Source organism: Arenibacter echinorum, from assembly GCF_003259375.1.
Taxonomy (GTDB): Bacteria; Bacteroidota; Bacteroidia; order Flavobacteriales; family Flavobacteriaceae; genus Arenibacter; species Arenibacter echinorum.
Genome location: NZ_QLLN01000010.1, coordinates 19,494 through 45,909, shown reverse-complemented (window position 1 = coordinate 45,909; position 26,416 = coordinate 19,494). Strand labels below are relative to the sequence as shown.

The 26,416-nt window shown below is 41.3% G+C and carries 24 protein-coding genes; 10 read left to right on the top strand and 14 right to left on the bottom strand.

Annotation, left to right across the window (positions count from 1 at the left end):
• Positions 1 to 20: 20 nt before the first annotated feature.
• The 3 genes from LV92_RS20145 (at position 21) to LV92_RS20135 (ending at position 3,341) form a co-directional block, all read left to right on the top strand.
• Positions 21 to 1,541, top strand: coding sequence for a vanadium-dependent haloperoxidase (locus LV92_RS20145; RefSeq protein ID WP_111625409.1), 1,521 nt, complete (start codon positions 21 to 23; stop codon positions 1,539 to 1,541).
• An 86-nt stretch (positions 1,542 to 1,627) separates the two neighbouring features.
• A complete protein-coding gene (locus LV92_RS20140) occupies positions 1,628 to 2,050 on the top strand; it encodes a doxx family protein (RefSeq protein WP_111625408.1) in 423 nt (140 codons plus the stop codon).
• 142 nt (positions 2,051 to 2,192) lie between these two features.
• A complete protein-coding gene (locus LV92_RS20135) occupies positions 2,193 to 3,341 on the top strand; it encodes a hypothetical protein (protein WP_111625460.1) in 1,149 nt (382 codons plus the stop codon).
• A gap of 9 nt (positions 3,342 to 3,350) precedes the next feature.
• Here LV92_RS20135 and LV92_RS20130 read toward each other — a convergent pair whose 3' ends face one another.
• Together LV92_RS20130 and LV92_RS20125 are read right to left on the bottom strand one after the other, a co-directional pair.
• Entirely contained in the window at positions 3,351 to 4,922 is a 1,572-nt protein-coding gene (locus LV92_RS20130; RefSeq protein ID WP_111625407.1) for an SDR family NAD(P)-dependent oxidoreductase, read from the bottom strand.
• Positions 4,923 to 5,111: 189 nt separating this feature from the next.
• Complete coding sequence (locus LV92_RS20125; RefSeq protein WP_111625406.1) at positions 5,112 to 5,705, bottom strand: hypothetical protein; 594 nt, start codon at positions 5,703 to 5,705, stop codon at positions 5,112 to 5,114.
• A 212-nt stretch (positions 5,706 to 5,917) separates the two neighbouring features.
• Here LV92_RS20125 and LV92_RS20120 point away from each other — a divergent pair, with 212 nt between their 5' ends.
• A complete protein-coding gene (locus tag LV92_RS20120) occupies positions 5,918 to 6,262 on the top strand; it encodes a HopJ type III effector protein (RefSeq protein WP_111625405.1) in 345 nt (114 codons plus the stop codon).
• A gap of 62 nt (positions 6,263 to 6,324) precedes the next feature.
• Here LV92_RS20120 and LV92_RS20115 read toward each other — a convergent pair whose 3' ends face one another.
• The 11 genes from LV92_RS20115 to LV92_RS20065 form a co-directional block, all read right to left on the bottom strand.
• Positions 6,325 to 7,086: a glucosamine-6-phosphate deaminase gene (locus LV92_RS20115; RefSeq protein ID WP_111625404.1), complete on the bottom strand. Its 762-nt coding sequence runs from the start codon at positions 7,084 to 7,086 to the stop codon at positions 6,325 to 6,327.
• Between the two features lie 9 nt (positions 7,087 to 7,095).
• Positions 7,096 to 8,337 carry an Nramp family divalent metal transporter gene (locus tag LV92_RS20110; RefSeq protein WP_111625403.1) on the bottom strand — a complete coding sequence of 414 codons (1,242 nt, stop codon included), beginning with the start codon at positions 8,335 to 8,337 and terminating at the stop codon, positions 7,096 to 7,098.
• Between the two features lie 70 nt (positions 8,338 to 8,407).
• A complete protein-coding gene (locus LV92_RS20105) occupies positions 8,408 to 9,577 on the bottom strand; it encodes an N-acetylglucosamine-6-phosphate deacetylase (protein WP_170126367.1) in 1,170 nt (389 codons plus the stop codon).
• A gap of 99 nt (positions 9,578 to 9,676) precedes the next feature.
• Positions 9,677 to 10,462 carry a 3-keto-disaccharide hydrolase gene (locus LV92_RS20100; RefSeq protein ID WP_170126366.1) on the bottom strand — a complete coding sequence of 262 codons (786 nt, stop codon included), beginning with the start codon at positions 10,460 to 10,462 and terminating at the stop codon, positions 9,677 to 9,679.
• A gap of 41 nt (positions 10,463 to 10,503) precedes the next feature.
• On the bottom strand, positions 10,504 to 11,496 hold the full coding sequence (locus LV92_RS20095) for a Gfo/Idh/MocA family protein (RefSeq protein WP_111625400.1): 993 nt from the start codon (positions 11,494 to 11,496) through the stop codon (positions 10,504 to 10,506).
• A gap of 9 nt (positions 11,497 to 11,505) precedes the next feature.
• Positions 11,506 to 12,858 (bottom strand): Gfo/Idh/MocA family protein, encoded by a 1,353-nt coding sequence (locus LV92_RS20090; protein ID WP_111625399.1) that lies wholly within the window; start codon positions 12,856 to 12,858, stop codon positions 11,506 to 11,508.
• Positions 12,859 to 12,915: 57 nt separating this feature from the next.
• The gene (locus LV92_RS20085; protein WP_211323023.1) at positions 12,916 to 13,989 is read right to left on the bottom strand and encodes a DUF6807 domain-containing protein; all 1,074 of its coding nucleotides are present in this window, start codon (positions 13,987 to 13,989) and stop codon (positions 12,916 to 12,918) included.
• A 67-nt stretch (positions 13,990 to 14,056) separates the two neighbouring features.
• Positions 14,057 to 15,124: a LacI family DNA-binding transcriptional regulator gene (locus tag LV92_RS20080; protein ID WP_111625398.1), complete on the bottom strand. Its 1,068-nt coding sequence runs from the start codon at positions 15,122 to 15,124 to the stop codon at positions 14,057 to 14,059.
• 238 nt (positions 15,125 to 15,362) lie between these two features.
• On the bottom strand, positions 15,363 to 16,124 hold the full coding sequence (locus tag LV92_RS20075; RefSeq protein WP_111625397.1) for a CDP-alcohol phosphatidyltransferase family protein: 762 nt from the start codon (positions 16,122 to 16,124) through the stop codon (positions 15,363 to 15,365).
• A gap of 207 nt (positions 16,125 to 16,331) precedes the next feature.
• Positions 16,332 to 17,357 (bottom strand): Gfo/Idh/MocA family oxidoreductase, encoded by a 1,026-nt coding sequence (locus tag LV92_RS20070; protein ID WP_111625396.1) that lies wholly within the window; start codon positions 17,355 to 17,357, stop codon positions 16,332 to 16,334.
• Between the two features lie 73 nt (positions 17,358 to 17,430).
• Positions 17,431 to 20,061 carry a valine--tRNA ligase gene (locus LV92_RS20065; protein ID WP_111625395.1) on the bottom strand — a complete coding sequence of 877 codons (2,631 nt, stop codon included), beginning with the start codon at positions 20,059 to 20,061 and terminating at the stop codon, positions 17,431 to 17,433.
• Between the two features lie 198 nt (positions 20,062 to 20,259).
• Between LV92_RS20065 and LV92_RS20060 the strand changes: the two genes are divergently transcribed.
• The gene (locus LV92_RS20060; RefSeq protein WP_111625394.1) at positions 20,260 to 20,646 is read left to right on the top strand and encodes a DUF1573 domain-containing protein; all 387 of its coding nucleotides are present in this window, start codon (positions 20,260 to 20,262) and stop codon (positions 20,644 to 20,646) included.
• Between the two features lie 146 nt (positions 20,647 to 20,792).
• Here the strand turns inward: LV92_RS20060 and LV92_RS20055 are convergent, their stop codons facing one another.
• Positions 20,793 to 22,127 (bottom strand): aspartyl protease family protein, encoded by a 1,335-nt coding sequence (locus LV92_RS20055; RefSeq protein WP_111625393.1) that lies wholly within the window; start codon positions 22,125 to 22,127, stop codon positions 20,793 to 20,795.
• 152 nt (positions 22,128 to 22,279) lie between these two features.
• On the opposite strand from LV92_RS20055, the gene LV92_RS20050 reads away from it, so the two are divergent.
• The 5 genes from LV92_RS20050 (at position 22,280) to LV92_RS20030 (ending at position 26,381) form a co-directional block, all read left to right on the top strand.
• Positions 22,280 to 23,470 carry a pyridoxal phosphate-dependent aminotransferase gene (locus LV92_RS20050; RefSeq protein WP_111625392.1) on the top strand — a complete coding sequence of 397 codons (1,191 nt, stop codon included), beginning with the start codon at positions 22,280 to 22,282 and terminating at the stop codon, positions 23,468 to 23,470.
• Positions 23,470 to 24,486, top strand: coding sequence for a UDP-N-acetylmuramate dehydrogenase (gene murB, locus LV92_RS20045; protein WP_111625391.1), 1,017 nt, complete (start codon positions 23,470 to 23,472; stop codon positions 24,484 to 24,486). The genes LV92_RS20050 and murB overlap by 1 nt, the downstream gene beginning before the upstream one ends.
• Positions 24,487 to 24,684: 198 nt before the next feature.
• Complete coding sequence (locus LV92_RS20040) at positions 24,685 to 25,254, top strand: RNA polymerase sigma factor (RefSeq protein WP_111625390.1); 570 nt, start codon at positions 24,685 to 24,687, stop codon at positions 25,252 to 25,254.
• A gap of 85 nt (positions 25,255 to 25,339) precedes the next feature.
• A complete protein-coding gene (locus LV92_RS20035) occupies positions 25,340 to 26,098 on the top strand; it encodes an anti-sigma factor domain-containing protein (RefSeq protein ID WP_111625389.1) in 759 nt (252 codons plus the stop codon).
• Between the two features lie 79 nt (positions 26,099 to 26,177).
• Positions 26,178 to 26,381 (top strand): hypothetical protein, encoded by a 204-nt coding sequence (locus LV92_RS20030; protein WP_031444904.1) that lies wholly within the window; start codon positions 26,178 to 26,180, stop codon positions 26,379 to 26,381.
• The last annotated feature ends 35 nt before the right edge of the window (positions 26,382 to 26,416 follow it).

Here is a 26,416-nt window from a genome sequence, read left to right as displayed (position 1 = left end):
TAGTAACAAAACCAACTAACATGAACTTTAAGAGACTTTTCCTACCTATACTTTGTATCTTATTTTTTGGATTGATGGGCTGTAAGGAGCAATCCAAACCTTCCGTGAATATGGCGGATAATCTGATGGCCATGGCCGATGAACCGCGGGGAAAGGACAACGTGGCCTACCAATGGGCCTATATGGCGCTTGAAGGTACTGCTATGGATACAGATCGCTTTAAACCAAGACCAACCGTTACCTCCAGATATCTAGGACTAATCTGTACTGCCATGTTCGATGCCTGGACACGATTCGATGAAAAGGCAGAACCCCTATACCTAAAAGGCGTTGAGCGTTTCCCTGAAAACAAAAGAACACTTAAGAACAAGGAAATAGCGGTTAGTTATGCCGCATATAGAGCCTTAAAGGAATACTATTATTCCGACAGTACAATGTTTAAGGAGAAAATGATCGCTTTGGGCCTTGACCCTGATAATCGATCCAAGGATGTTAGTACCCCGGAGGGAGTTGGCAACCTAGCTGCTGAAATGATCATCAATGCACGCAAAAATGATGGTTCCAACCAGTACGGGGAAGTTGAAGGTTCCAATGGGCAGCCCTACTTTGATTATACCAATTATGCACCGGTAAATGACATTGACAAAAATATTGACCTCAACAGATGGCAGCCAAAGTATTTTATTGATGAGGAAGGCAATAAATACAATCCAGGTTGTCTAACACCCTATTGGCAAAAAGTAAAACCTCTATTATTGGAAACGGCAGATCAGTTTAGGCCTGGTCCACCGCCTATGGTCGGTTCCGAACAATTGGAAAAAGAAGTTCAAGAGGTTATTGACCTTCAGGCCAATTTAACCCCAGAAAACAAGGCCTTGGTAGAGTTCATGCGAGATGGGCCCAAATCCGTACAACAGGCAGGACATTGGTTGAAATTTGCGCAAGACGTATCTACCCGGGACAACCATACCTTGGATCAAGATGTAAAGATGTACTTTTTGGTAGAATCCGTAGCCATGGATGCCTTTATTTCTTGTTGGGATTCCAAAATGTACTATGATTATACGCGCCCCTATGCCTTGGTCCACGATTACTATCAAGACAAGGTAATTAAGGCCTGGGGAGGTCCCGATAAAGGAATGATTGAAATGAAGGGTAAGGATTGGAGGCCTTACTCCCCTGATGCCTTCCTTTGTCCTCCTTTCCCAAGCTATGTTTCTGGCCACAGCACCATAAGCGGAGGATGTGCGGAGGCCTTGCGCTTATTTACCGGGGACGAACATTTTGGAGTGGAAGTTGAACTGGTTCCGGGAGCGCTCACAGAGCCCAATAACCTAGACGATCCTGTTATTATAAAATTCCCAACTTTTACAGAAACAGCAGAAATGGCAGGAATATCAAGAGTAATGGGAGGATATCATATCCAGGCCGATAATGTTGCAGGATTGGAATTGGGCAGACAAGTAGCCAGGCACCATTATAAGAAATACCTAGAGCTTATAGGTGAAAATGGCAAAGGGGAATCTCCAGTAAGTCAATAATACTCTCTTTTAAAAACCCTTGGCTTTGGTTGGGAAATCCATTCCCAACCTGGAAAAATAAAATCAATAGAAAAAAACTGTATTAAATGGTTCGTTTATCCCAAAATGGCAGAATACTTGGTATAAGCATAGGCATAATCTACCTTTGGTTTGGGATGCTAAAATTTTTCCCTGGACTTAGTCCGGCGGATATACTGGCCAAGCAAACCATTTCATTATTGACCTTTAATCTTATTCCAGAAAATGTTGGTATACTTTTACTGGCAATTATTGAGGTCGGCATTGGGTTGTGCTTAATATTTAAAATTCAGCTCAAAAAAGTTATTGTTGCCGCACTTGCGCATTTGGCACTTACTTTTATTCCGGTAGTATTTTTTCCGGAAATTTCCTTTTCCCATGCCCCGTTCTCACTTACTTTGGTAGGGCAATACATTATTAAGAATATCGTAATAATCAGTGCGCTACTGCTTATATATCCACGTTCGTATGAAAATCTTACCCAACGATAAACATCTAATGGGTTTGAGGAAACTGCATAAGGCCAACGCATTGCTATTCTAATCAACAAAAAATATTTATTAAAAAAATAACTGGCATTATCCATAACGCTAAATGGGAATGCCGAGTACTAACCTAATGTCAATTCCAAATATGAAAACACTAAATGTAAAACATTTCTTAGGGTGCATGCTTTTTACCCTGTCGTTTAACCCCATAACACTAAACGCCCAAGGCTGTGTTGCCATCAGGCACTTTTCCTCTTGTGTAGGAAACAGCCTGGAAAATAATCTTCTGGGCAAGGGTGACCTTCAAGTTGGAATGAATTATAGATATTTTAAATCTTTTCGGCATTTTAGGGGAACGGAGGAAGAGTCGGATCGGGTAACCGATAATACTGAAGTAATTAATCATTCCCATGCGTGGGACTTTTTCCTTACCTATGGCATCTCTGACCGCTTCTACACCAGTATTACCATACCCACCGTAATAAATGCCCGATCTTCCCTTTATGAGCATGGCAGGGAAGAAAGAAACAGTACTTTTTCCAGAGGTTTGGCCGATATAAGGGCCGGTATAGGATATTGGCTATTGGATCCAATTCAACATTCAGGTGGGAATATAGCCCTTGGCATAGGCTTAAAACTACCTACGGGCAACTACAATGCAACCGATGTATTTTATAATGTTGGCCCTGAGGGGAGTCCCGAAGTACGACCTGTTGACCAATCCATTCAACCAGGGGACGGTGGCTTTGGACTTACCGTAGATTTTCAGTTTTACCAAAAACTGGGTACCGGTCTATTTGCCTATGGTGGCGGCTTTTACCTATTGAACCCTAGGGAAACAAATGGAATTAGAACGTTTAGGGAAACATTGAGCCCTATCTTGGAAAACGAAGCCATCATGGCCGTACCGGACCAATACTCGGTTCGTACAGGATTAAGTTATAGTTTGTCCAGTGCAATATCTACTTCCCTGGGAGCCCGCTTCGATGCTGTGCCCGTTAAAGACCTAATTGGCGGAAACGAAGGCTTTCGTAGACCTGGCAATGTACTTTCAATTGAACCGGGCGTGGCTTATTTTCTTCACAATCTAAACCTAAATCTAAATGTACCTTTTGCCGTTCGCAGGGACAGACCACAAAGTATAACGGATAGGCAAACAGAAGTAAGTACTGGAACTCCTAGAAATGGGGATGCAGCTTTTGCCGATTATTTAATAAATTTTGGCATCTCCTACCGCTTCCCAAAAAACAAAGCAGTGGATATAGACCCATCGCTCCGCAACACTTTTAATTAAAAAAAATTCTTACCAGTCTATGGGCCTATAATCTTTCAGAAACTTACCACACCAATGTTTACCAGAGTTGATACCATCAATCAATGGATCCAATACCCTAGCGGCACCGTCAACAATATCCAAAGGAGGTTGAAAATCATGGACTTCTTCCTTTCTTTTGGACAACTCTATGGGATCCTCGTCGGTTACCCAACCTGTATCCACAGCGTTCATGTAAACACCATCTTTGGCAAAGTCCAGAGCAGAAGTATGCGTCATCATATTAAGGGCAGCCTTGGCCATATTGGTATGGGGGTGACGATCCTCCTTGTAAAACCTATGAAATTTCCCTTCCATGGCCGATACGTTGATAATATGTTTTTTACCTGTATTCTTCTGCCGCATAAGCTTTGACAATCGGTTACAGAGCACAAAGGGGGCAATGGCATTCACCAATTGCACCTCTATCATTTCAGGGGTCTCTATCTCTCCCAATTTAAGTCGCCAGCTGTTGGTTTTCCTTAGATCAACTTGCTGCAGATCGGCATCCAGTTCCCCTTCGGGAAAAACTTCCTTGGCAGAAAGGGAACTATCAAAACTGTAGGGGATCTGGGAAAGTTTCGCAGACGCCCTAATACCAATACCTGGTTCAGGCGCATGCCAATTAACAGGCAATGCATTATTTTGGGTACTGGCCGTGCCCTTGGTAAGGCTATTTAGTTCCTGCAAACAAAAATCATGATCGGACAATACTTCCTGGGCCCTTGGTGGCAAATCACTAAAGGCTACCTCCTCATTTTTCATAAGGTGTTGGTAAAATCCGGCTGGTCTTCTTACCGTTTGAGCGGCATTGTTGATCAGGATATCCAATCGGTCGTATTGCTGTTCTATAAAATTGCAAAAAATTTCAACGCTTGGGATATGTCTTAAATCCAGGCCATGTATTTTAAGTCTATGGCCCCATTCATGAAAATCCTCTTCTTTGGAAAAACGCAGTGCAGAATCTACCGGAAACCTAGTGGTGGCCACCACGGTGGCTCCTGCCCTTAGCAATATTAGGGTAATATGATATCCTATTTTTAACCTGGACCCCGTAACTATGGCCACCTGCCCACTAAGATCGGCCGTCTGAAAGCGTTTTGCATAGTTAAAGTCGCCACATTCTGGGCACATGGTATCATAAAAATGATGCAACTTGGTATATACCGTTTTACAGACATAGCAATTCCTCGGGGATTCCAGTTCCAGCTCCTCCAAAGTTTCCCTGACCGGAGCAGCCAACAATTTGGGAGCTACAAATACGGCAGCTTCCCTGGCGCTTCTTATACCTGTTTCCTTACGCGCATGCTTATCGCGCTCTATCATCTTGCGTTTGGCAGCCTTGGCCGCGTCCTTTTTACGCTGTTTAAATTCATTCTTGGCGGGTCTGGACAACTGGCCCGCAGCCTTTAACAAGGCCACTCTTTTGTCCTCCGGAAGTTCAAAAACCTTATGCCCGTTACCTACCAACTTATTAAGTAGAAAAATACACTGATCTATTTCTTCTTGACTTATTGTCTCCACTACATTCTCCTGCCTGTCCACCAGATTATTACTGCCCATTTTCCAAATATTTTCTGAAAATTAAAAACGTGCAAATGTAAGGTTTAAATTAGTTTGCACAAACAGAAGTATATACGACGAGAACAAGTGCAGAACTTTACCATAGGGGTTTATAAAATTTTACACACAACTTTCTTATCGCCATTAATTGCGTGCGATTCCCAACCCAATAAATATAAATAATTGGAATTAATTAAATGGCCCCACCATAATATGGGCCCTATGCGTACCGGGATCCATTAACCAAGGCATTCCCGGTGCGTGGGGTTTGTCCGGTAAGCCTGTAGATTCCGTGGTTGCAAAAGGGGTATAAATAACGTATCTAAATTTTCCATTTTGTAACTCTCCGGTGGTAATATCATAATCCTCGGATTTTCCATAATACACATACATCATGCTAGGTTCCTTGGGCATTTTTATTTTACCGGATGCCACTTCCTTGGCACGGATTTTCTCCCGCTCTTCGCCGGAAAGTTCTTTCGAAGAGAGTTCCCTGCCACGGGCCATGAAGGGTTCGAGTTTTTTGGAATAACATGCCACATTGATGCCGTCCTTACCAGGGTTATCGCCTATACAGACCAAATTATTGATTCCCTTTCTCAAAACTACCAGTTCTCCCGAGCTATTATATCCATATACCATAGCGCCATCCTTTTTTTCATCAGGAGCGGGCAAAACTGCAGTTTTGATTTGAATTTCGTTGGGGGGAATCTCCGTTTTTATTTCTTGCGCCATTAAGGGAAAAACTGCAAATAGCAACATACCTAGAATTAGTTGTTTCATGTGTATCTATTTTTAGTACTGATTAATTATTGAAATTGAAACCCTACCACAATTATCCAACAATCGGATTGGATTTTATTTATTTTCCTTAAAGATAAAAAATATAGACCTAACCAATTTGAGAAATGATGGAATAATTAACTTCACATATCCTACTTAATTTTTGATGGGATAATCTAAATTTACGCGCTGAACTAAAATCCCATCGAACAATGACGGTTTACGAATTTCTAGACAAACTAAGAAAGACTCCAGAAGAGATAACCTTTGGAGACACCATAGGTGTTATTGACACTTATTATAATTTTTCACCTTCAAAATTCACCAATGGGGAAGTGATTAATGAGGCCGGACAAAATTCAGGTTCCTGTAAAGTATTTTCTTTTGCGCAACATCACAAGTTGGGCAAAGAGGAAACCTTGGCCTGCTTTGGTTCCTATTACCGAAAAGATGTCCTTGAAAATCCAAAAGGTACGGACCACCAAAACATTCGTAATTTTATGATCAGTGGTTGGGAGGGTATTTCCTTCGATAATGAAGCACTTAGCATAAAGTGAGGCCAAGCAATACCTTGTTCGGCTCCTTCATGTTAAGTTATAGGGCAACGAAGAATGACCAATTATTTGATCAAGGATGCCGATCCTTTATCCAAAAACAGGACGGTTTCCGGATGGGTCCTGAGTATGGTAGCCGGACAGCTGGTACTTATATCCCCGTACAGGCTATTATAAACGGCCTGGGCCTTTCTTTCGTCTGGCACCACACAACTAATGGCCTTACAGTTCATTATGGCCGTAATGGTCAATGTAACAGCTTCCTTGGGCACATCGGCAAAAGTTGGAAACCAGCCCTCACCAAGCTGTTGATTTCTGCAAGCTTCATCCAACTCCACCACCTTCACCAATTTGGGATCTTCAAAATCGGCAACTGCGGGATCATTAAAGGCTATATGTCCGTTTTCTCCTATTCCAATACAAGCAATGTCTATTGGGTGCGCTTGCAATGCCTCTTCATAGTTATTGATTTCCAATTGCAAATTTGCCGCATCGCCATTTAGGAAATATATCTTTTTTGGTGCTACCCTATTCAAAATGCGCTCTTTGAGATACTTTCTAAAACTCGCGGGATGGGATTCGGATATGTCTTTGTATTCATCCAAGTGAAATACTGTTATTTTTTTCCAATCAATTTCCTTGGTCTGCAACGCTTCCAAAAATGAAAACTGTGATGCACCAGTGGCCAAGATAAGATTGGCCCCACCCTTTTTAACAATTGCATCATTCAATTTACTGGTAACATAATCAGCTGCCGCTGCTCCCATTTCCTTTGTCTGTTCATATATTTTTATGGACAAATTTTCAATTTCAAACGACTTTTCCATTGTTTAATTTTAGATAAATTCTGTTATAGCGAACCATGTGGTTAGCAGTGAAAATAGGATTACCGCTACAAGACCGATATTAAGCTTGGTACTGGCCTTGTTACTCCCCATTAATTTCTGTTTGTTGATCAATATAAACATAGGAACCGCCACTGCAGGAAGGATACAGGCTTGAAAAGCCTGGGAGAAAACCATAAGTGCAGGAGGCCTTTCCTCCAAAAAGACAGTTCCAAAAGCAAATACCATGGCGCCAAGTATTAGCACTCTCGAAGACTTTGAATGAATGTTTCTTGGAGTTCCCCTGTAATCGGCCAGCAACCAAGGAGCTATAAGCACGATCGGAAAAATAGTGGAGAGCCCGGCCCCTGTAATCCCTATAATTAGTACAAAAGCGGCCAATTTACCTCCCAATGGCTCAAATAGGGATATCATTTCTACTGTATCGTCCAGCTTCATCCCGGAAATATGAAGGGTACCTGCCGCAACGGCCATGATGATACCACTTAAGAAAAGCATCATAAAAGCCGATACAAAGGCATCTGTCTTTTCCTTTTTTAGATCATTGATACCCCACCCCTTTTCGGCCACCACGGTACTTCTCATAACAAAAACAGCTGCTGAACAGGTGGTACCCGTAATGGCCGCAATGAGCCCCAGTGCTCCGGGAGTGTCCGGAATACTTGGAACCATACCAGATAGGATATCCATCATATCCGGGCGGACCATAACAAAAACTACCAAAAAGGAAAGTCCCATCAGGATAACCAGAACGGTCAATACTTTTTCAAATGCCTTATAACGGCCGAACCATAAAAAAAAGACAAGTATCACCACAAAAAACAAGATGATCCATGCCCTGTGGATTACTACACCATCATACGCCAAACGTACCCCTTCCTGTACCAAATCGGCAACTATACCCATTACGCCCATAAGAGCCAATAATTCCCCTATGATCAATACCAAAATAATATAGAGCGAAAGTATCCAGCCCCGTTTAAACTCCTGTTTAAAATTAAACAGCGCAGTCCTACCCGTCACCAAGGTTACTTTGCCATAGGCAACCATTAATATGTAAGTAAAAATACAGGAAAGCACTACTGCCCAAAACAGGCCCATGCCAAATTCCGCACCGGTCTTCGCCATTGTGGTAACGCTACCCGTTCCTATGTTGTAGCCAATAAGAAATAACCCCGGACCTACGGCGCTAATTCCCAATAGTATTTTTTTGATTAATGATTTATTGCCCATATCCTGCTTTTATAGATTTAATTTTTAACCAAGTACCTCTACATTCAACACTATAGAAATTCACAGGAAGCTAATCTTTGGAATATACCAAATGTCCGGACACAAATGTCTTGTGAATTACCACTTGATTATCCTTCAAATTAAAGAGAATCAGGTCGGCTCGTTTTCCTTGTCCTATTTCACCAATTTCATTGAGGGAAAACATCTTTGCAGGATTGGTGCTTGCCATTTGTATGGCATCATTAAGAGTACATTGGGTAAAATCCATAATTACGCCCACACAGGCACTAATGGGTGATGCTGCCCCCGCAAGAACATTTTCCTTTGGTAATTTTACCACATTGGGGGTCAGCAATAATGTACGCTCTCCACGGGTATACTCTCCAGGGGGAAGACCTGCTAGATCCAAGGCATCCGAGACCAAAATAGTATTATTTGGGCCTTTTACCTTATAAAAACTTCTCACCTCTTCCTTTGTCAAATGAAATCCGTCCGCAATTAGACTGGGAGTAATACGATCGTCGGCCAATTGTGGCCAGATGGGATTATGGTGCCTATTGATCTCGTTGGCACAACCATTGCCCAAGTGGGTGGCCATTTTTGCACCAGCATCTATAGCTCGTTCTATATCCTCTGCACTACCATTGTGATGTCCAAGTGCTACTATAATACCATTGGCAACGCAATTACGGATAAAGGGTATTGCCCCGTCCAATTCGGGAGCTACGGTAATTAATTTTATGCCATTGTTGGCTGCCTTCTGCAACTCCTGAAATTCCTCCCAGTCCGGATTTTTAATATATTTCTCCAGATGTGCGCCTCGAAAGCCGGGTAGAGGTGAAATATAAGGCCCTTCCAAATGGAATCCGGGAATGGATTTTCCTATTTCCGGATCTTTTTGTGCCTCGGCCAGAATTGCAAAATTCGTTTTCATTCTATTGAAATCGCTGGTAATAATGGTCGGAAAATAAGTGGTTACCCCAGCCTTCCACAAGGCTTTTGTAGCTTTTCTTATCCCTTCCACAGTAAGATCGGGACCCGAAAAATCCACTCCCATATAACCGTTGATCTGAACATCTATCAAACCTGGTGCTACGTACATTTTGGAAACCTTGTTCTCTTTGGCCAATCGGTTTATTCCCGAAATTTTTCCGTTTGTGGTCGATATGGAGACCCATCCCTCATCGGAGTACAAAATACCCTCCATTCCGCTTGTATCAATAGACTGTGATATTCCCATGTTGTAAAAAAAGAATAGTGCTAAAACTGATGTATATTTAAATATCATAACAATTGGTTGAATTTATAATTATCAGACCCTTATCAATGTCATCGGAAACTAACTTCCGGATTTAATTTTGCGAATCTTAATATTCCTAAACCAGGCATCGTCCTTATGGTTTTGAAGGACGATATATCCCTTTCTTTTTTCCAAAAACCCCGGATAGTCCACAAATTTGCTTTTTTGAAAAAGGGAATCCAAATGCGGGGAACCAAATTCATAGGCAACCACCTTTTTCCCGTTAAGCCAATGCTCTGCGCTCCTATCATTGATGACAATTCGACTCGAGTTGAACATCCCGGCCGGCCTGACATCCGCATTGTCAGCAGCAATCATATCATAAAGACTCCCAGTGTATTGGGATGGCTTTAGCTTGCCTGCATAAAGGGTATCCGAATCATCCAACAATTGGTATTCAAATCCCAGTGCCGAATATTGGGAACCAAACTTTTGCGACATTTCCTCGGACACATTGTACTTTAGTCCCGTGTTGCCCGCTTTTAATATTTTCCATTCAAAATACAATTCATAATTGTCGAAGGTATCCACGGTCATTAAATCCGCCCCTTCCATGGGCTGTCCGTCCGGCATGGAAGGCACCTCTCCACTATTTAGTTTCCTTATTGTTCCGCCCTCAATTTTCCATAGTTCGGTTTGAACATCCTTTCTACCCAAACCGCGCCAACCCTTAAACGACTCTCCATCAAAAAGCAGTTCCCAGCCCTGCTCCTTCTCCAAATCGGTTAGGTTATTGTACAATTGTTCAGAAACCTTCATTGGCTCCTGATTCTTTTCCGTTTTGTTTCTGCAACCCATAAATACTAATCCCAAGGCTAAGGCCATTATCCAGAAACTGTGTAGGGTTTTCTTTTTACTCCTCCTCATTATGATATAACGGATTCCCAATTACCTGAAATTATTGATTTTTGAACGGCTTCCAACACTGCAATACCATGAATAATACTCTCGTGGCTGCGGGGTTCCTTTCCTGTGCTGAACATATTTACCATATCCACATAATTTTTATCCGGATCAACGGTCTCCGCTCGGGACTTTAATTCAACCACTCCTTCATCTGTCTCCACAAAAGTCTGCCAGCCGTACTTTTTGGTCGTAATGATCAAGGTGGCCATCCTTCCATTTTCAAATATTAAACTGGCACTACTGTTCAAGTTCTCCTTGTCGTTCTTGTTGAATCTAGCCGAAACAATTTTTTCGTCAAAAAGATAGATCAGAGGCTCTACCATATGCACTCCATAAAAGAAAAAGCCTCCATATATGGAATTGATATCGGCCTTGCCGTAACAAGTTACTTGATTTATGTCCTTCATTTCTGCCAATTGTTTCTTCATATCCTCCGTGGCATAGCTATGGGCTATTGAACTGTAGGATGTTACCGGAGTACCAACCGCTCTCGCCATTTCAAGGAATATTTTTGCAGCCTGACTGCTATAGCAAAATGGTTTATCTATAAAGGTGGGTATCCCGGCCTTTACAAACGGAAGCGCTGCATCCAAGTGAAGATCGCCATGTCGATGATCAACAATCAATGCATCGATCTTTCCCATCATTTCCAATGGATCTTTTACAATATTGGGAATGCCTCCTTCGGTCTTGGCCAGTTGGGCAAATTCCTCCTTTTCACCCCATACATATTTAAGCTCCCAGCCAGGAAATTTTTTATCCAAATTGAACATTTTACCAAAACCTCTGGTATGTGAATTCTCGGCACCAATGATACCGATAATCTTGTTTTTCGCTACCGGCGATTTTCCGAATTTTAGTTGGGAAAACAAAGGTGACGGTAAGGACAGGGCCAAGGTTGAAAATGCTGCCCCTTTTCCTATTTTCTCTAAAAATGATCGTCTATTTGCCATATATTTTTATTACAATTTCATTTCCCAACCGTTTTCATAAGCACGGCTCCATAACTTCTGGGCATCGCTATCCTGCAAAATGTGACCATTATTAGGATCTATATTCAAAGACCTCCCCGTGCGCTGGGCAATATTCCCCAATTGCACCAACAAGGTGCTTTTATGACCGGAATCTATATCAGCATTGAGGCTGGTCCCTATCTGGATTGCATCGAACATATTTTGTATGTGCAAGGCATCCAAAAGTTCTGCCGGGTTAGAATTATTCCTGGGATCTATTTCCTGTGTATTTTTAACTTCCTTAACCAATTCACCCTCCAAATCGAAAATACTATAACTATTGCCCCCAGGGATTAGCATACTACCATTCTCCCCGTAGAACATAACGCCTACCGAGCTCCCTTCTATAGGTTTACCATTACAGCTCCTACCTTCCCAGGACATGGACAATCCTTCTGCAAAATCCAAATTGATCACCTGTGTATCCGGCGTCTCCCAATCGTCCTGATATCTGTACCTGCCGCCATTTGAGCTAACCTGAACAGGATAGTCCACCTGCATGCCCCATCGTAATAAATCTATCATATGGGTACCATTATTTAAGGCCTCCCCAGTACCCCAATGCCATAGCCAATGCCAATTGTAATGTACAATATTGTCCTTATACTTCATTCTTGGCGCTGGACCTTGCCAAAGGTCCCAGTCCAGCCAATTAGGTACCTCAACTTCCTTCCCTATCCCTATGGATTTACGGTTGTTGGTATACCATCCTTTACCAAAATATACCCTTCCTATGGCACCGGCCTGCAAAGCTTTTATCCCTTCAACCACATTGGGCCATGAGCGGCGCTGGTTCCCCATCTGTATTACCTTGCCGTATTTTTGTGCAGCCTGTACCAAAATTTCCCCTTCATTGGGGTTGTGGCTACATGGTTTTTCCACATATACATGTTTTCCCGCTTCCATGGCCAAGAGCGATGCCGGTGCATGCCAATGATCTGGTGCGGCAATCACCATGGCGTCCACATCCTTGCTTTCCAAGGATTTTCGAAAATCCGTAAAAGTCTTTGGCTTCCTGTCCTGTCTACCTTTTACAGAATCCAAACATTTTAGGATGGCTCTACTGTCCACATCGCAGACATGGATAACCTCAGCGTTCTCTTGACTTGCAAAATTTTGAGCCAAGGCATTTCCCCTACTATTGACCCCCATTACAGATACATTGATGCGATCGTTGGCACCTAGAATACGAGCATAACTTTTGGCACTAAATTGAGGGAGGATTCCAGCGGTAGCTATAAAGGCCGAACTGGCCGCGGTTTTTTTAATAAAACTTCTTCTTGAACTTGAATTTGATTTCATGCTATCCAGGTTTGATCGTTAATAACTTTATTTATCTTGAATGTCTTTAAAATTAGGCTAATAAAGGCCGGAAAACTCCTGCCCCAGCGTATTGATTTCTTCATCGGAAATTTCTCCAGAGCACACCAGTGTCCGGAATGCAAAACGAACCGACTCCCCTTTCTTCAAACGCAAGTCCATAGTTTCCTTTCCATCCGAAAATACATTTTGACCCAATGGGTTTACCGCAAAAAGACCATAGCCCCTAGCGTGCCAATAGGCCGGATATCCTGGATTCTTTTTATGGTCCAGAATTACCACGGCAACATTCTCCTCCTTATACTTTCCAAAGAGCTTCATCCACTTGGCCCGGGTTCCCCAAACATCTTCACCCTTAATACCTTCACTACTCAAGTAATCCCCCGAAACCACGTCATTATTAATTACCTTAATGGTCTCAGGATTTCCATGTGCATCGGTTAATGTTAAAGGGTCATCGGATGGTAATTCCAGTTCGCGACTTACCCTAATGGCAAACATTCCCTCTTTGGTATCCTTGAACAAAATATCCTCTTGGGCCGTTAAGGTGCTTATCCAATCTATAATCCTAACCTTGCCCTTATCCATAAAACGAAGTTCAATGCCTTCCTTTATCTGAGTACGTCCCTGAGCATCCCAATTGGTTCGGACCTTTATCGTTCCTTGGGTATCATCGGCATCGGCTTCGACAACCTCTTGATGCCTGACAACGCCACTAAATGGCTTGCGATCTTCGGGAGTAGCCTCCGAATGTCCCCAATAATCAATCCCATTAACATCGCCATAATTCATCCACATTCCTATATGGTGCGGGTGATCCGCACGCTCTCCGGCTACTGTCTTCAATGGATATTTACGCGTAATCTCCGTACCTTCCGAAGTCACTATAGGCCATAAACATGGCTTCATAATATTATCGGGGTAGATGTAGGAAGTAAATAATTCGTCCCCGAAGTAGACATCCACTTTTTGTTCCGATACTTTATTTTCTACCCTAATGCCAGACTTTACCATTTCCTGTGAAAGACTTACATCGTTCTTTTTGGACTTGCCATTGCCACAGGAACCAAAAAAAGCCAATAACACTAAACATCCAAGTACTCTTACTCCCATAATATTTGTTTCTAGTTTAAAGATAGCCCATAGACCATTGCCAATTTATAGCAATTGCGCAAGACCTTTATTGAAAATTAATATAATAATCTACGTTCTCCTTAATAATGATATCCAAAGGGACATACTGAATGGCGGAAGGCGACTTTTTATATACAAAAAAATCGAACAGCGTCTTTACAGCGGTTACCCCCTGAAATACCGGTCTTTGGGAAATGATGTAATCTATATTTCCATTTTTCAGTTCGACCACATTTCCCGGAACAATATCAAACCCCACCACCTTTATGTCCAGCTCATGCATGGCGTGATACCTGGAAATTATATGTGCCCTGGAATTCGTGACAAACACGCCTTTGGTTCCGGGGTTTTTGATATAATAGGTAGTCAGTTCCCTGTTTACCTCGGTCTCAGCGGTTGAGGGTATTGTAATAGAATTTATATTTCTATTCGCCATTGATTCATGTGCCTTAAAATAATCCCTAAAACCATTTTCTACCACAGCTGTGTGGGCACTATTCTCAAATCCCTTTACCATGTTTACAATAAGAATGTCATCTGAAGGCCCCAAGACCGAATTCAACAATTTCCCTGCGATATAGCCGCTACCTTTTAGATCAGGTCCAATGTAACTGAGATTTTCCTTGTTTTTAATGTTGGCATCTATAAAGACATAAGGAATATTCCTTTCTTCCAACCTCGCTATGAATTCTAGACTTTCCTTTTCAAACAGGGGCGCCAAGATTACACCGCTTGGATTCTCACCAAGGATGGCATCGGCATTTTTAATAAAACTGGATTCGTCGAACAAACTGTACTCATAAGTATGGAGTTCCATACCAAAATCCCTATAAACCTCCACTCCCTGGTCCACTCCTATTTTCGGTAACGCCCAATAACTCTGGGAACTGGTCGCTTCCGGAAACAGGCTACAAACCGTGAACTGACTTCCCAAAGCCAATGTTCTTGCCAGGAGATTGGGATTGAAATCCAATTTCTCTATGGCCTCTTCCACTTTTTTCCTTTTGTCAACAGACACCTTTCCCCTATTGTGCAAAACCCTGTCAATGGTCCCTATGGAAACATTGGCATAGTTGGCCAAATCTTGAATGGTAGTCTTTTTATTTTTTGCCATCGAAAATCAACTTATATAATTAAATGACTTTTAATGAATTAAAAAAGTGTGTAGGCACACAAATATAAAAATTATCGGGACATAGACATCATATTTCGGAAATATTACATGATATTTTACATATGAATCAATAAAAATGTGTAAGCACACACATTTTCAACAAAACCATCAATCCAATATCAGGATTCCCAATTCAACAACTTTGATCTCTAAGTAAAAAGATGGACTGTAGGCTGCCCTACAAAGATTTTCTGATAGCGATAAACAAAAAAATGAACAATGAGTAGATCATAAAAAAAGGAATTATATAGTCTACCCACCCCAAAACCAGCATCACACTTATTATCAATAGCTGAAACCCAAGACCAAAGGTAGATACGGCCGTCATAAGCCAATTGGGCAAATGCCTACCGTTGGCAGCCTCACCATCCAACTTATAAATAATTTGGTCAAAACTGCCATAAAGCACCCTATACCACCAAAAAAGCACATTCACATTACGTTGATGCTCCCCAACCATTGCCACCGGAGTCCCGGATTCAAATATTCGGCTTGTTACATCGCCTTGGAACTTATTTCTCAAGATTACGTAATAATAGTTATATAGGGTACCCTGAAGTTGAAGTCCCAAGAATGCCAACACCGTAAAACCAAAATCCACATTGGTTATACGCCAGAGCACTAAAAATGTAAGGATATTCAATACAAAATCCGAAAGGGAATCAAAATACCTCCCAGTATAGGAGGGCGTATCCTTGATCCTTGCCAACTCACCATCAGCAGCATCCAAGATAGATTTTAGAATAAAAAAAAAGGCTGCATACCAATAGTAGCCGTAATACATGCACGCTATCGCTATAACACCTGAACAAAGAAATCCAAACGTAACCTGAACTGGCGTAACAGTCGTTTCCTTTAGTCCGTTCGCAATAGCCCTAGCTATTGGCCTCCCATAGTCAGATAGGTCCAAAAATTTATGGTCTTCTGGTAATTTAGACATTCTCAGCTTTTTTTATGGAGCATTTTTAATGACTTAGCTACCTAAATTTTAAAACAGCACACTTATTTATCCTTACTAAATATACGACTAAATAAGTCGGGAATTATTTAGGTCTCCAAAAAACACAGGGATAACCTTCAGGATTTTGACATAAAATTGAATGGTTCGCAAAAAAAATGGCAACAATCAAAAGGCTGCTACCACAACCTATCCTTCCAATCCTTCCAAAATCTCAATTTGCTTTATGATATCTTTCTCCGTTATTGGATATGGGATTCCTTCAACAATGGATTTATAAACATCTTCGAATAAATTGATATAAGAGGATTTTACCGATTCTATTTCTTCAGTATTCCTTTCACCATTCTCGGAAATAGTAGTGAGTACTCCATATTTATTGGCATCCTCTATTCCAAACAAAGCGTTTCCGGGACTCATTCCCGCTAACAGTTGCTGCTCCTGAATGTCGGTTCGTTGTTTCACAAAGGTCCCCTTGGTACCATTAAGAACAAAAGCAGCTTGCGGCTGCACCACCAACATACTCATAGTCAAAAACACCTGTACCCCCTTTGGATACACCAAATGTATATGTACATAATCGTCCACCTGCGTTTTCGGCCTAAATTGCCCGGTGTACTTGCTCCATTGTAGTGGGTATCCAAAAAGTGCTATGGCCGCATCAATTAAATGGGGTGCCAGATCATACAGGAGACCGCTACCAGGCACCGGGGTTTCCTTGGCTATTTTAGGGCCTATGTGATAACGATATCTATCGTAACGCATATGGGCCTCCACCATCGCTCCCAACTTACCGGACCCCAACACCTTTTTTACCGCCAGAAAATCACTATCATACCTTCTATTTTGATAAGGCAGGATCCAGCGATCCTGCTTTTTTGCTTCGGCAAAAAGTTCCTTGGCCTCAGCACTGCTAACACAAAAAGGCTTCTCCACCAAAACATGCTTCTTTGCCCGGAGCGCCTTTAGCGCAAATTCGAAATGCGTATAATTGGGCGTATTTACCACTACCAGATCAATGTCCTTATCGGCTATAAGCTGATCAACGGTATCGTAACTTTTTATATTGGGATAACTCGTACTGGCTATTTTTTTAGTCCGCTCAACAACTGCCGTCAACTGGAATCCGGGATGCTCATTCAAAAATGGGGCATGAAACAAGGTGCCCGACATTCCGAATGAAAGAATACCCGTCTTTATTATCTTATTGGACATAATTTAAGCTAGTTTCATTAAAACTTGGGTTATTTCCCTTTACCCAGGAACACAGTGATCTCAGGGCTTGCTGTTATTTTAAACTGGCCAGACTTTTCTCCAAAGTGTCAATTTTGGCAATGGCATCCGCTTCCTTCTGACGTTCCAAGTCAATTACCTGCGCCGGTGCATTGGCCACAAAACGCTCATTGGAAAGTTTCTTTCGCACAGATATCAAAAAGCCTTTTATATATTCCAATTCCTCTTCCAACTTTTTAATTTCTGCCCCAATATCAATGGCCCCTACCATGGGAACAAAATATTCATTGGACTTCACCCTAAACGTTAAAGCGCCATCCACTGCACTGTCAACATAATCAATGGCCGACACATTGGTGAGCTTGGCAATAACCACATCCCAATCCTTGGAAATATCCCCGTCATTTAAAACCGCCAATTGAAGGGCATCTTTAATAGGAATATTCTTTTCCTTTCTAATGGTACGAATTCCTGCAATTACATCCGCAGCAAAACTAAAACCTTCAATTAGTTCCTCGTTTACAGGCTGTGCGCTTGGCCATTTTGCAATGACCAATGCCTGTTCCGGGGTACGTTCGGCAATGTGCTGCCAAACCTCCTCCGTAAGAAAGGGCATAAACGGGTGGAGTAGTTTTAAGTTTTCTTCAAAAATTTGGATTACCGCATCAAACGTAGTTTTATCTATGGGCTGCTGGTAAGCTGGTTTAATGATTTCCAACAACCAAGAACTATAATCGTCCCAAACCAATTTATAAATGGCCATTAATGCATCCGAGATACGATATTTACTAAAATGATCCTCTATCTCCTCAAGGGTTTTGTTGAATTTTGAAGTATACCACTCAACACCTAACTTGGAAGCCTCTGGTTGCGGCAGATCTGCCACTTCCCAGCCTTTTACCAAGCGGAAACCGTTCCAAATCTTATTGGCAAAGTTTTTTCCCTGCTGGCACAAGGCCTCATCGAACATAAGATCGTTACCTGCAGCGGAACTCAATAAAAGTCCAACACGAACACCGTCGGCCCCGTAATCCTCAATAAGTTGCAGCGCATCCGGAGAATTTCCGAGGGACTTGGACATTTTGCGTCTTTGCTTATCCCGCACCAATCCTGTAAGATATACATTCTCAAAAGGTCTTTCATTGCGGTATTCATAGCCAGAAATAATCATTCTGGCCACCCAGAAGAACAAGATATCCGGCCCGGTCACCAAATCATTCGTAGGATAGTAATACTCTATCTCCTTATTGTTCGGCTCTAAAATTCCATTAAAGACACTTATTGGCCAGATCCAAGAGGAGAACCAAGTATCCAGGGCATCTGCATCCTGTTTTAGGTCTTCCAATGTTAAATGGGATTTTCCGGATTTTTTCTTGGCCATATCCAACGCCACTTCTTTGGTTTCTGCCACCACAAAATCGTCCTGCCCATCCCCAAAATAAAAAGCCGGGATTTGTTGTCCCCACCACAATTGTCGTGAAATATTCCAGTCGCGTATGTTTTCCATCCAATGACGATAGGTATTTTCGAACTTTTTGGGAAACAACTTTATATCTTCGTCTTCCAAAACCGCCTTTATAGCAGGTTTGGCCAGATCTTCCATACTTAAGAACCACTGATCGGACAATCTAGGCTCAATAACCGCCTTGGTTCTCTCAGAAGTGCCAATTTTATTAATGTGCTGTTCTGTCTTTACCAAATACCCTTTTTCCTCCAATTCTTTTGAAATGGCCTTCCTGACTTCAAAACGGTCTTTGCCTTCATAATGCAGTCCAAAACTATTTAAACTGGCATCCTCATTAAAGATATCTATAGTCTCCAGATTGTGTTTCTCACCTAGGGCCTTGTCATTGATATCGTGTGCCGGGGTCACTTTTAGGCAACCCGTTCCAAATTCAACATCTACATATTCGTCCTCAATTATGGGGATTACCCTATTGCAAATAGGTACAATGGCCTGTTTGCCCCTTAAATGGGCATAACGATCATCATTGGGGTTAATACAGATAGCAGTATCCCCTAAAATAGTCTCGGGTCTGGTAGTGGCAATGGTTACGGTTTCATCCGACCCCTCTATTTTATATGCCAAATAGTACAACAAGCCCTGTCTTTCCTCGTAGATTACTTCTTCATCGGACAAAGTAGTTTTTGCCTCGGGGTCCCAATTTACCATTCGATAACCCCTGTATATCAGCCCTTTATTGTAGAGATCCACAAAGACCTTGATAACGGAGGCAGACATATTGTCATCCATAGTAAACTTGGTGCGCTCCCAATCGCAGGAACAGCCCAATTTCTTTAACTGTTCCAAGATTACCCCTCCATATTCATGGGTCCAATCCCACGCGTGCTTCAAAAATTCCTCACGGGTGATATCCTTTTTATCTATTCCCTGTTCCTTTAGCTTGGCAACCACTTTGGCCTCTGTAGCTATGGAAGCGTGATCTGTTCCAGGTACCCAACAGGCATTTTTTCCCATTAAACGGGCCCTACGGATCAAAACATCCTGAATGGTATTGTTCAACATATGCCCCATATGCAATACACCAGTTACATTAGGTGGTGGTATAACTATGGTATAAGGCTCCCTATTATCTGGTGTGGAATGAAAATAATTATGTTTGGTCCAATAGTCGTACCATTGGCCCTCTACCCTTTGAGGCTCATATTTTGAAGGAATTTCCATTATTTGGAACAGTTTTTGCTTACCCTATACGGGCGATTACTAAATGAGTGCAATATTAAGGTTAAACTTGAAGTAATTCTAAGGTTTTTGTCCATTTAGAAATACGAAACAAAAATAACTAACGTTATTACATAACAAAAGAATTTTGGAGGTTCATTAAAAACATTTACTTTTGAAATTCACCAAAAACTAAAAATAATGAAAAAAATAGTACTAATTCTATTTGTTGGTCTCTTAGGTTTTGGCCTAACCGCTCAAGAAAATGCAGCGAAAATTAACTTCAAAACGGAAACCGTTGATTATGGTGAAATCGCTAAAGGTAGCGATGGCGTAAGAGTATTTGAATTTACCAATACCGGGAATGCACCACTTGTTATCAGCAAAGTAAGCTCTAGCTGTGGATGTACAATCCCTAAAAAACCGGATGCACCTATTTTGCCAGGTAAAACTGGCGAAATTCAAGTAAAATATGACACTAACAGAGTTGGACCTATCGCAAAAGCGATAACCGTAATTTCCAACGCCGATACGCCAACGAAGGTGTTGAAAATTAAAGGAAAGGTATTGCCAGCTGAAGGCAAATAAATACCACTCATAAATACACAAGCTTGTTAAGTACTGAATTCAGTACTTAACAAGCTTTTTTTTTGCTGGAGTTTCCGGTTTATATAGCTGAACCCTGGGATAGATTGCTTAAAAAGACCAGGGCCTGCCTTGGCCTTTAACATCATCTATTTGAATACATCCTTGAGGACATAGGTAATAAGTATATCCTTTTGATAACGTTCTATTAGCACCTTCACTCTTTTTCCATCTTTTTCATTGAGCATGTGCAGGATTTGCTGAAGCTTGTAATGGTGTACCTTTTTCCCGTTTACTGCCAAAATAACATCCCCTTCCTGCAAACCCGCTTTATGCCCGGGGCTTCCCGCACGTATACCGGACACGATAATTTCCGGGACCATACTTAACCTTGTCATGTTCTCGAAGAGTATTTGCACGTCCCCGAACGATTTACCGCTATCCATTAACACCACCCCGTTTGCATCGGCTATACTTTCGGAAATATAACGCATCCCGTTATGCTGTATATCTATCCCGCTCAAATTAAAATCAAATGGGTGATTAAAAAGTGCATTTTTACGCAAACTCAGGGTACGATTACCATAGTTGAATACCAGGGTAAATCTTTTTAGGACCTCACCGCCCAAACTGCCGTTTCTGTTCCCAAAAGAGGTGATGGAATTAAAATACTGTAAATCGGGAAATGCAGTTTTGGCATCCCTTAATTGAAAACCACCCAAATTGATTCCGTCTATTTTGGTCCTTTTCCCATAAATGCTTCCACTAAGTCCCTGACCAAGAAAATCCACATAATTGTTCTTGGGCACCCCCAATCCTTTATCCAGATCTTCAAATAGCCATACAGCATCGGAACTACCCGAATCTATTAATAATTCCACAGGAATATTGCGCTTATCATTGATAAACACATGGCCTAGAACATAAGCCTTGTTCTGAACAATACGCAATGGTATTGTGCGGATCTTGGAGTTTTTTTTGGACCTGTACAGATCAGGGTCATGAAGCTTTAAATATTTTGATGAATAATTTACCTCAACAACAAAATCCCTAAAGAGGTCATAACCAATGATTCCATGGACCGGTAAACCAAGCCTAGGGGAAAGGTTCAGCTCCTTGTCCATGACCACATAAAGCAATTGATCATTATTGACCGCTTTTCCAATTTTAAAAATATTGGAATCGGAACTCAGGGCATCAATTGGCTCGCCTTCACCAAGGCCTTTAATCACAATTTCCGAAACATTGTTTATTTGAATGGAATCCTTATCCGATAAATTAAAAAGAATGGGCTTATTTACCCCTGAATCCAAAATAAATGAAAGTTCCGCCCCGTTTACCTCTATTGGAATTATAATGAGATTGTTTACCAATTCAAACTTCACCTTTTGAAACTTTTCTCCAGCCGGCAATTCGAAATTTTGAGATAACAACAAAACGGGACAGCACCAAATAAGGAAAACCATATGTCTTAAGAAAGCCATCTTATTTCCATTTTTAAGTAACCTAACCCTCTAATTTACGCACAAAACCCCTGACATCAGAATCATTTAACACATTAATATGGAATCAAATAAGGCCGTTTTATTGTTTTGTCCGTATTGATTTCTCATTTTTGCTTAAAATTAATATCCATATGCCATCAATTTCACGGAGAGGCAAAACAATGCCGGAATCTCCAATAAGAAAACTAGTACCTTTTGCTGAAGCTGCCATAAAAAGGGGAATCAAGATCATCCACCTAAATATTGGCCAGCCCGACATAAAAACCCCTAAAGTTGCCTTGGATGCCGTTAGGAACAATACTTTGGAGGTATTGGCCTACAGCAGAACAGAAGGTTCCGAATCTTACAGGGAAAAGATTGCAGGATATTATGCAAAGAATGATATTCATGTTGATGCAGACAATATTATAGTTACTACGGGTGGTTCGGAAGCATTGTCCTTTGCATTGGGAAGTATAGCGGATAATGACGACGAAATTATTATCCCAGAGCCCTTTTATGCCAATTACAACGGATTTGCCAACGCCAGCGGAATAAAGGTAGTACCTGTTGTTTCCAGTATTGAAAATAATTTTGCACTGCCGCCTATTGATGAATTTGAAAAATTAATAACACCCAGGACAAAGGCCATCCTTATTTGCAATCCAGGGAACCCAACAGGCTATTTATATACAAGGGAAGAAATTAAAAAACTTGCCACTATTGTAAAAAAACACAACCTTTTCCTAGTGGCCGATGAGGTATACCGCGAATTTATCTATGACGGCAGGGAGCATTATTCCATTCTTCAGGAAAAAGGCTTGGAAGAACATGCCATTATAATAGACTCCGTTTCCAAAAGATACAGCATGTGCGGGGCACGAATTGGGTATTTGGTTTCTAAAAACAAGGAAGTGATGCAGACCGCCCTAAAATTTGCCCAGGCCCGACTTTCCCCACCCACCTATGCGCAGATTGCAAGTGAAGCTGCCTTGGAAACCCCGCAGTCTTACTTTGATGATGTAAAAAAGGAATACGAGGGGCGCAGAAATATACTTATATCAGAATTAAACAAACTTGAAGGTGTTGTCGTAGGCCAGCCACAGGGCGCATTTTATTGTATAGCACAACTGCCTATTGACAACGCTGACACCTTTGCCCAGTGGTTACTGGAGGATTTCAATTTAAACGGCGAGACCGTAATGGTGGCACCTGCAGCAGGATTCTACGCAACTGACGGTTTAGGAACAAATCAGATCAGAATTGCCTATGTATTGAAAAAGGAAGAACTAAAAAGAGCGGTTCATATTTTAAAGGAGGCCTTAAAGGTATATGCACATTAATGGATATACAAGAAGACATATCCCTTAAAAAGTACAATACTTTTGGAATTGATGCCAAGGCCAAATTCTTTTGCGAAATAAATTCGATCGCTGACCTAAAAAAAGCACTGTCACTTCAGGGATATCCAACTTTATTTATTCTTGGGGGCGGTAGCAATATGCTCATTACAAAAGATTTGGAAAATCTGGTACTGCATATCAACCTTAAGGGAATTGAGGTAGTTTCGGAAAATAAGGATGTAGCTATAATAAAGGTCAGTGCCGGTGAGAATTGGCACAATATGGTATTATGGACCTTGGACCGCGATTATGGAGGATTGGAGAACCTATCCCTAATTCCAGGAAATACGGGTACCGCTCCAATTCAGAACATAGGCGCCTATGGTGTTGAACTTAAGGACACCTTTCTAAGTTGTGATGCCATGGAAATTGCCACCCGGGAACTAAAAACCTTTACAAAAGAAGAGTGCCAGTTTGGCTATCGAGATTCCTATTTCAAAAATGAAGGGCTTGGAAAATATATCATCACTTCGGTAAGTTTTAAATTGACCAAAAGAAATCACAAACTCAATGTAGACTATGGGGCCATTATTTCCGAATTGCAGAATAACGGCATTGGCAATCCCAGCATTAAGGAAGTGTCCAATGCGGTAATTTCCATTAGAAAAAGCAAGTTGCCAGACCCGAAGGAATTGGGCAATAGTGGAAGTTTCTTTAAAAACCCGGTAGTAGATAAGCAGCAATTTGATAACTTCACCAAGTTGAACCCGACTGCGCCCTTTTATAAGGTTTCCGAAAATGAATTCAAGATTCCTGCAGGTTGGTTGATAGAGCAATGTGGCTATAAGGGAAAGCGGTTTGGAGATGCCGGAGTACACAAAAACCAGGCCCTAGTGTTGGTCAATTACGGTAATGCCTCAGGTGCGGAAATCATTGAACTGGCAGAAAATATTATAGACAGTGTGTCGCAAAGGTTCGGAATTATGATCAGCCCGGAAGTCAATATCATAAAATAACCCCTGACACAAGATGCCAGGGGCTATACCAAACCAAACTAACCAAAAATTAAATGCACAGTTACCAGCTGTCCATTTATCCAATTAAAACGCTAAGTATAACAATCAATTTTATAATTTAGCGTTTGTGTATATACGAGGAGAATTAAGGATTTGGATGATTGCCAAGCAACTTTTTTTTGAGAACACACTATTTATATGAGCATATTACTGGAAAATCATATTGTTGAGCTTCTTCAAGAGCGAAATGACAAAGCCATTTCCCTCCTTTATGAACACTACGGGGATACCTTATACGGGGTAGCCTACAAGGTAGTGCGAGATGAGGAATTGGCACAGGATGTTGTACAGGAAAGCTTTATCAAAATTTGGAAGAAATCGGATTCCTACGACCCCACAAAAGCCAAATTGTTCACTTGGCTATTTAGGATTACACGCAATACGGCCATAGATAAATTAAGAAGTGCAAACAACAAATCCGATAAGGAAATCCAAATGGACGTTTCGGACGTATATAAACTAGGAACTGAAGGTATAATCCCTGACTTGATGGACGTTCAGGATAATTTGGATAAGATAGATTCAAAATATCAAATTGTATTGGACGCCTTATTTTTTCAAGGAATGACCCAACAGGAGGCAAGCGAAGAATTGGACATACCACTAGGCACCATTAAATCTAGATTAAAGATTGGTCTTAGGGAATTAAAGAAGATATATGGTTCAACGATGGTTCTTGCCTGCTTACTAAGTTTATTTATGAATTAAAGCACAACCTTGATTAGACTAGGAACCAACAATTAAGCTGACGTTAAAGCATAGCCGACCAAATTGTGCTACAAATAATAAAGCCATGAAAGAAAAGATTAGAATATTTTTAGAAACAGACCTACTAGAGAAATATCTATTGGGCACAACTTCCCAAGAGGAAGCATTTCAGGTAGAAAGATATATTGCCATGTATCCAGAAGTAAGGAATACCTATATTGAGCTTCAGGAAAACCTTGAAATATTTGCCAAGTTACATGCCATTAAAACTCCGGAAGGCCTCAAGGAAAGAATTCAAACTAGGATCAGAAAAGAAAATTCCGGACGAACAAAATTCTTTAGGTATGCCATTGCAGCCAGTTTTGCTGCCCTGCTATTTGCTGGAGCATCCTATTTCTTTTGGAACCAAAACCAAAGCTTGCAAGAGGAAAATGTTATTGTCAACAACAAGATCCAGAACTTGGAAGAGAATATGCGTCTACAGTTGGAGGATGTTAGAAATCAATTTATTGTTCTTAACAATCCCAGAACAAAGCGACTTACCGTTAAAGGTAATAATAAAGCCAAGGAACTTAAGGCGGTTGCCTATGTTAATCCTGTAAAAAAGCTTTCTTATATCAATGTAAGCAAATTACCTAACTTACCGGAAAACCAATGCTACCAAATGTGGGCAGAGGTCAACGGACAAATGCTCAACCTAGGAGTAATACAGGAGGCCGGCAATAGTGAAAAACTAATGGCCTTGCCCTATGGCGAAAATGCCGTTGGATATATCACCATTGAACCAACAGGAGGTAATTCAAAGCCTACCATAGAGAATATAGTGGCCAACATCTCCTATTAAATTTAAGCACTTAAAGTAATCCCAATCCTTATTGGGAAGGTTATAAATTTCATATCTTTGCATTAAATAATGCAGGGATATGAAATTATTATTTTTAACAATAGGTCTACTAGCACTTGCTTTTGCAGGTATTGCAATAAAAATATGGTCTAAAAAGGATGGTAAATTTGCAGGAACATGCGCCAGTCAGAGTCCGTTTTTAAATAAGGACGGAGAAGCATGTGGCTACTGCGGAAAACTCCCAACAGAGCAGGACTGCAGAAAGGATTCCGTTACACAATAGAAATCCGCCTATTATCACCTTTTACATTTTCTCAT

Coding starts and splice junctions, on each gene's coding strand:
- LV92_RS20040 (WP_111625390.1), top strand. CDS start 24,685: ATGAGCATATTACTGGAAAATCATATTGTTGAGCTTCTTCAAGAGCGA.
- LV92_RS20085 (WP_211323023.1), bottom strand. CDS start 13,989: ATGGGAGTAAGAGTACTTGGATGTTTAGTGTTATTGGCTTTTTTTGGT.
- LV92_RS20125 (WP_111625406.1), bottom strand. CDS start 5,705: ATGAAACAACTAATTCTAGGTATGTTGCTATTTGCAGTTTTTCCCTTA.
- LV92_RS20110 (WP_111625403.1), bottom strand. CDS start 8,337: ATGGGCAATAAATCATTAATCAAAAAAATACTATTGGGAATTAGCGCC.
- LV92_RS20140 (WP_111625408.1), top strand. CDS start 1,628: ATGGTTCGTTTATCCCAAAATGGCAGAATACTTGGTATAAGCATAGGC.
- LV92_RS20030 (WP_031444904.1), top strand. CDS start 26,178: ATGAAATTATTATTTTTAACAATAGGTCTACTAGCACTTGCTTTTGCA.
- LV92_RS20145 (WP_111625409.1), top strand. CDS start 21: ATGAACTTTAAGAGACTTTTCCTACCTATACTTTGTATCTTATTTTTT.
- LV92_RS20050 (WP_111625392.1), top strand. CDS start 22,280: ATGCCATCAATTTCACGGAGAGGCAAAACAATGCCGGAATCTCCAATA.
- LV92_RS20095 (WP_111625400.1), bottom strand. CDS start 11,496: ATGGCAAATAGACGATCATTTTTAGAGAAAATAGGAAAAGGGGCAGCA.
- LV92_RS20130 (WP_111625407.1), bottom strand. CDS start 4,922: ATGGGCAGTAATAATCTGGTGGACAGGCAGGAGAATGTAGTGGAGACA.
- LV92_RS20105 (WP_170126367.1), bottom strand. CDS start 9,577: ATGGGAATATCACAGTCTATTGATACAAGCGGAATGGAGGGTATTTTG.
- LV92_RS20055 (WP_111625393.1), bottom strand. CDS start 22,127: ATGGCTTTCTTAAGACATATGGTTTTCCTTATTTGGTGCTGTCCCGTT.
- LV92_RS20135 (WP_111625460.1), top strand. CDS start 2,193: ATGAAAACACTAAATGTAAAACATTTCTTAGGGTGCATGCTTTTTACC.
- LV92_RS20115 (WP_111625404.1), bottom strand. CDS start 7,086: ATGGAAAAGTCGTTTGAAATTGAAAATTTGTCCATAAAAATATATGAA.
- LV92_RS20035 (WP_111625389.1), top strand. CDS start 25,340: ATGAAAGAAAAGATTAGAATATTTTTAGAAACAGACCTACTAGAGAAA.
- LV92_RS20080 (WP_111625398.1), bottom strand. CDS start 15,124: ATGGCAAAAAATAAAAAGACTACCATTCAAGATTTGGCCAACTATGCC.
- LV92_RS20120 (WP_111625405.1), top strand. CDS start 5,918: ATGACGGTTTACGAATTTCTAGACAAACTAAGAAAGACTCCAGAAGAG.
- LV92_RS20070 (WP_111625396.1), bottom strand. CDS start 17,357: ATGTCCAATAAGATAATAAAGACGGGTATTCTTTCATTCGGAATGTCG.
- LV92_RS20075 (WP_111625397.1), bottom strand. CDS start 16,124: ATGTCTAAATTACCAGAAGACCATAAATTTTTGGACCTATCTGACTAT.
- LV92_RS20065 (WP_111625395.1), bottom strand. CDS start 20,061: ATGGAAATTCCTTCAAAATATGAGCCTCAAAGGGTAGAGGGCCAATGG.
- LV92_RS20100 (WP_170126366.1), bottom strand. CDS start 10,462: ATGGCCTTAGCCTTGGGATTAGTATTTATGGGTTGCAGAAACAAAACG.
- LV92_RS20060 (WP_111625394.1), top strand. CDS start 20,260: ATGAAAAAAATAGTACTAATTCTATTTGTTGGTCTCTTAGGTTTTGGC.
- LV92_RS20090 (WP_111625399.1), bottom strand. CDS start 12,858: ATGAAATCAAATTCAAGTTCAAGAAGAAGTTTTATTAAAAAAACCGCG.
- murB (WP_111625391.1), top strand. CDS start 23,470: ATGGATATACAAGAAGACATATCCCTTAAAAAGTACAATACTTTTGGA.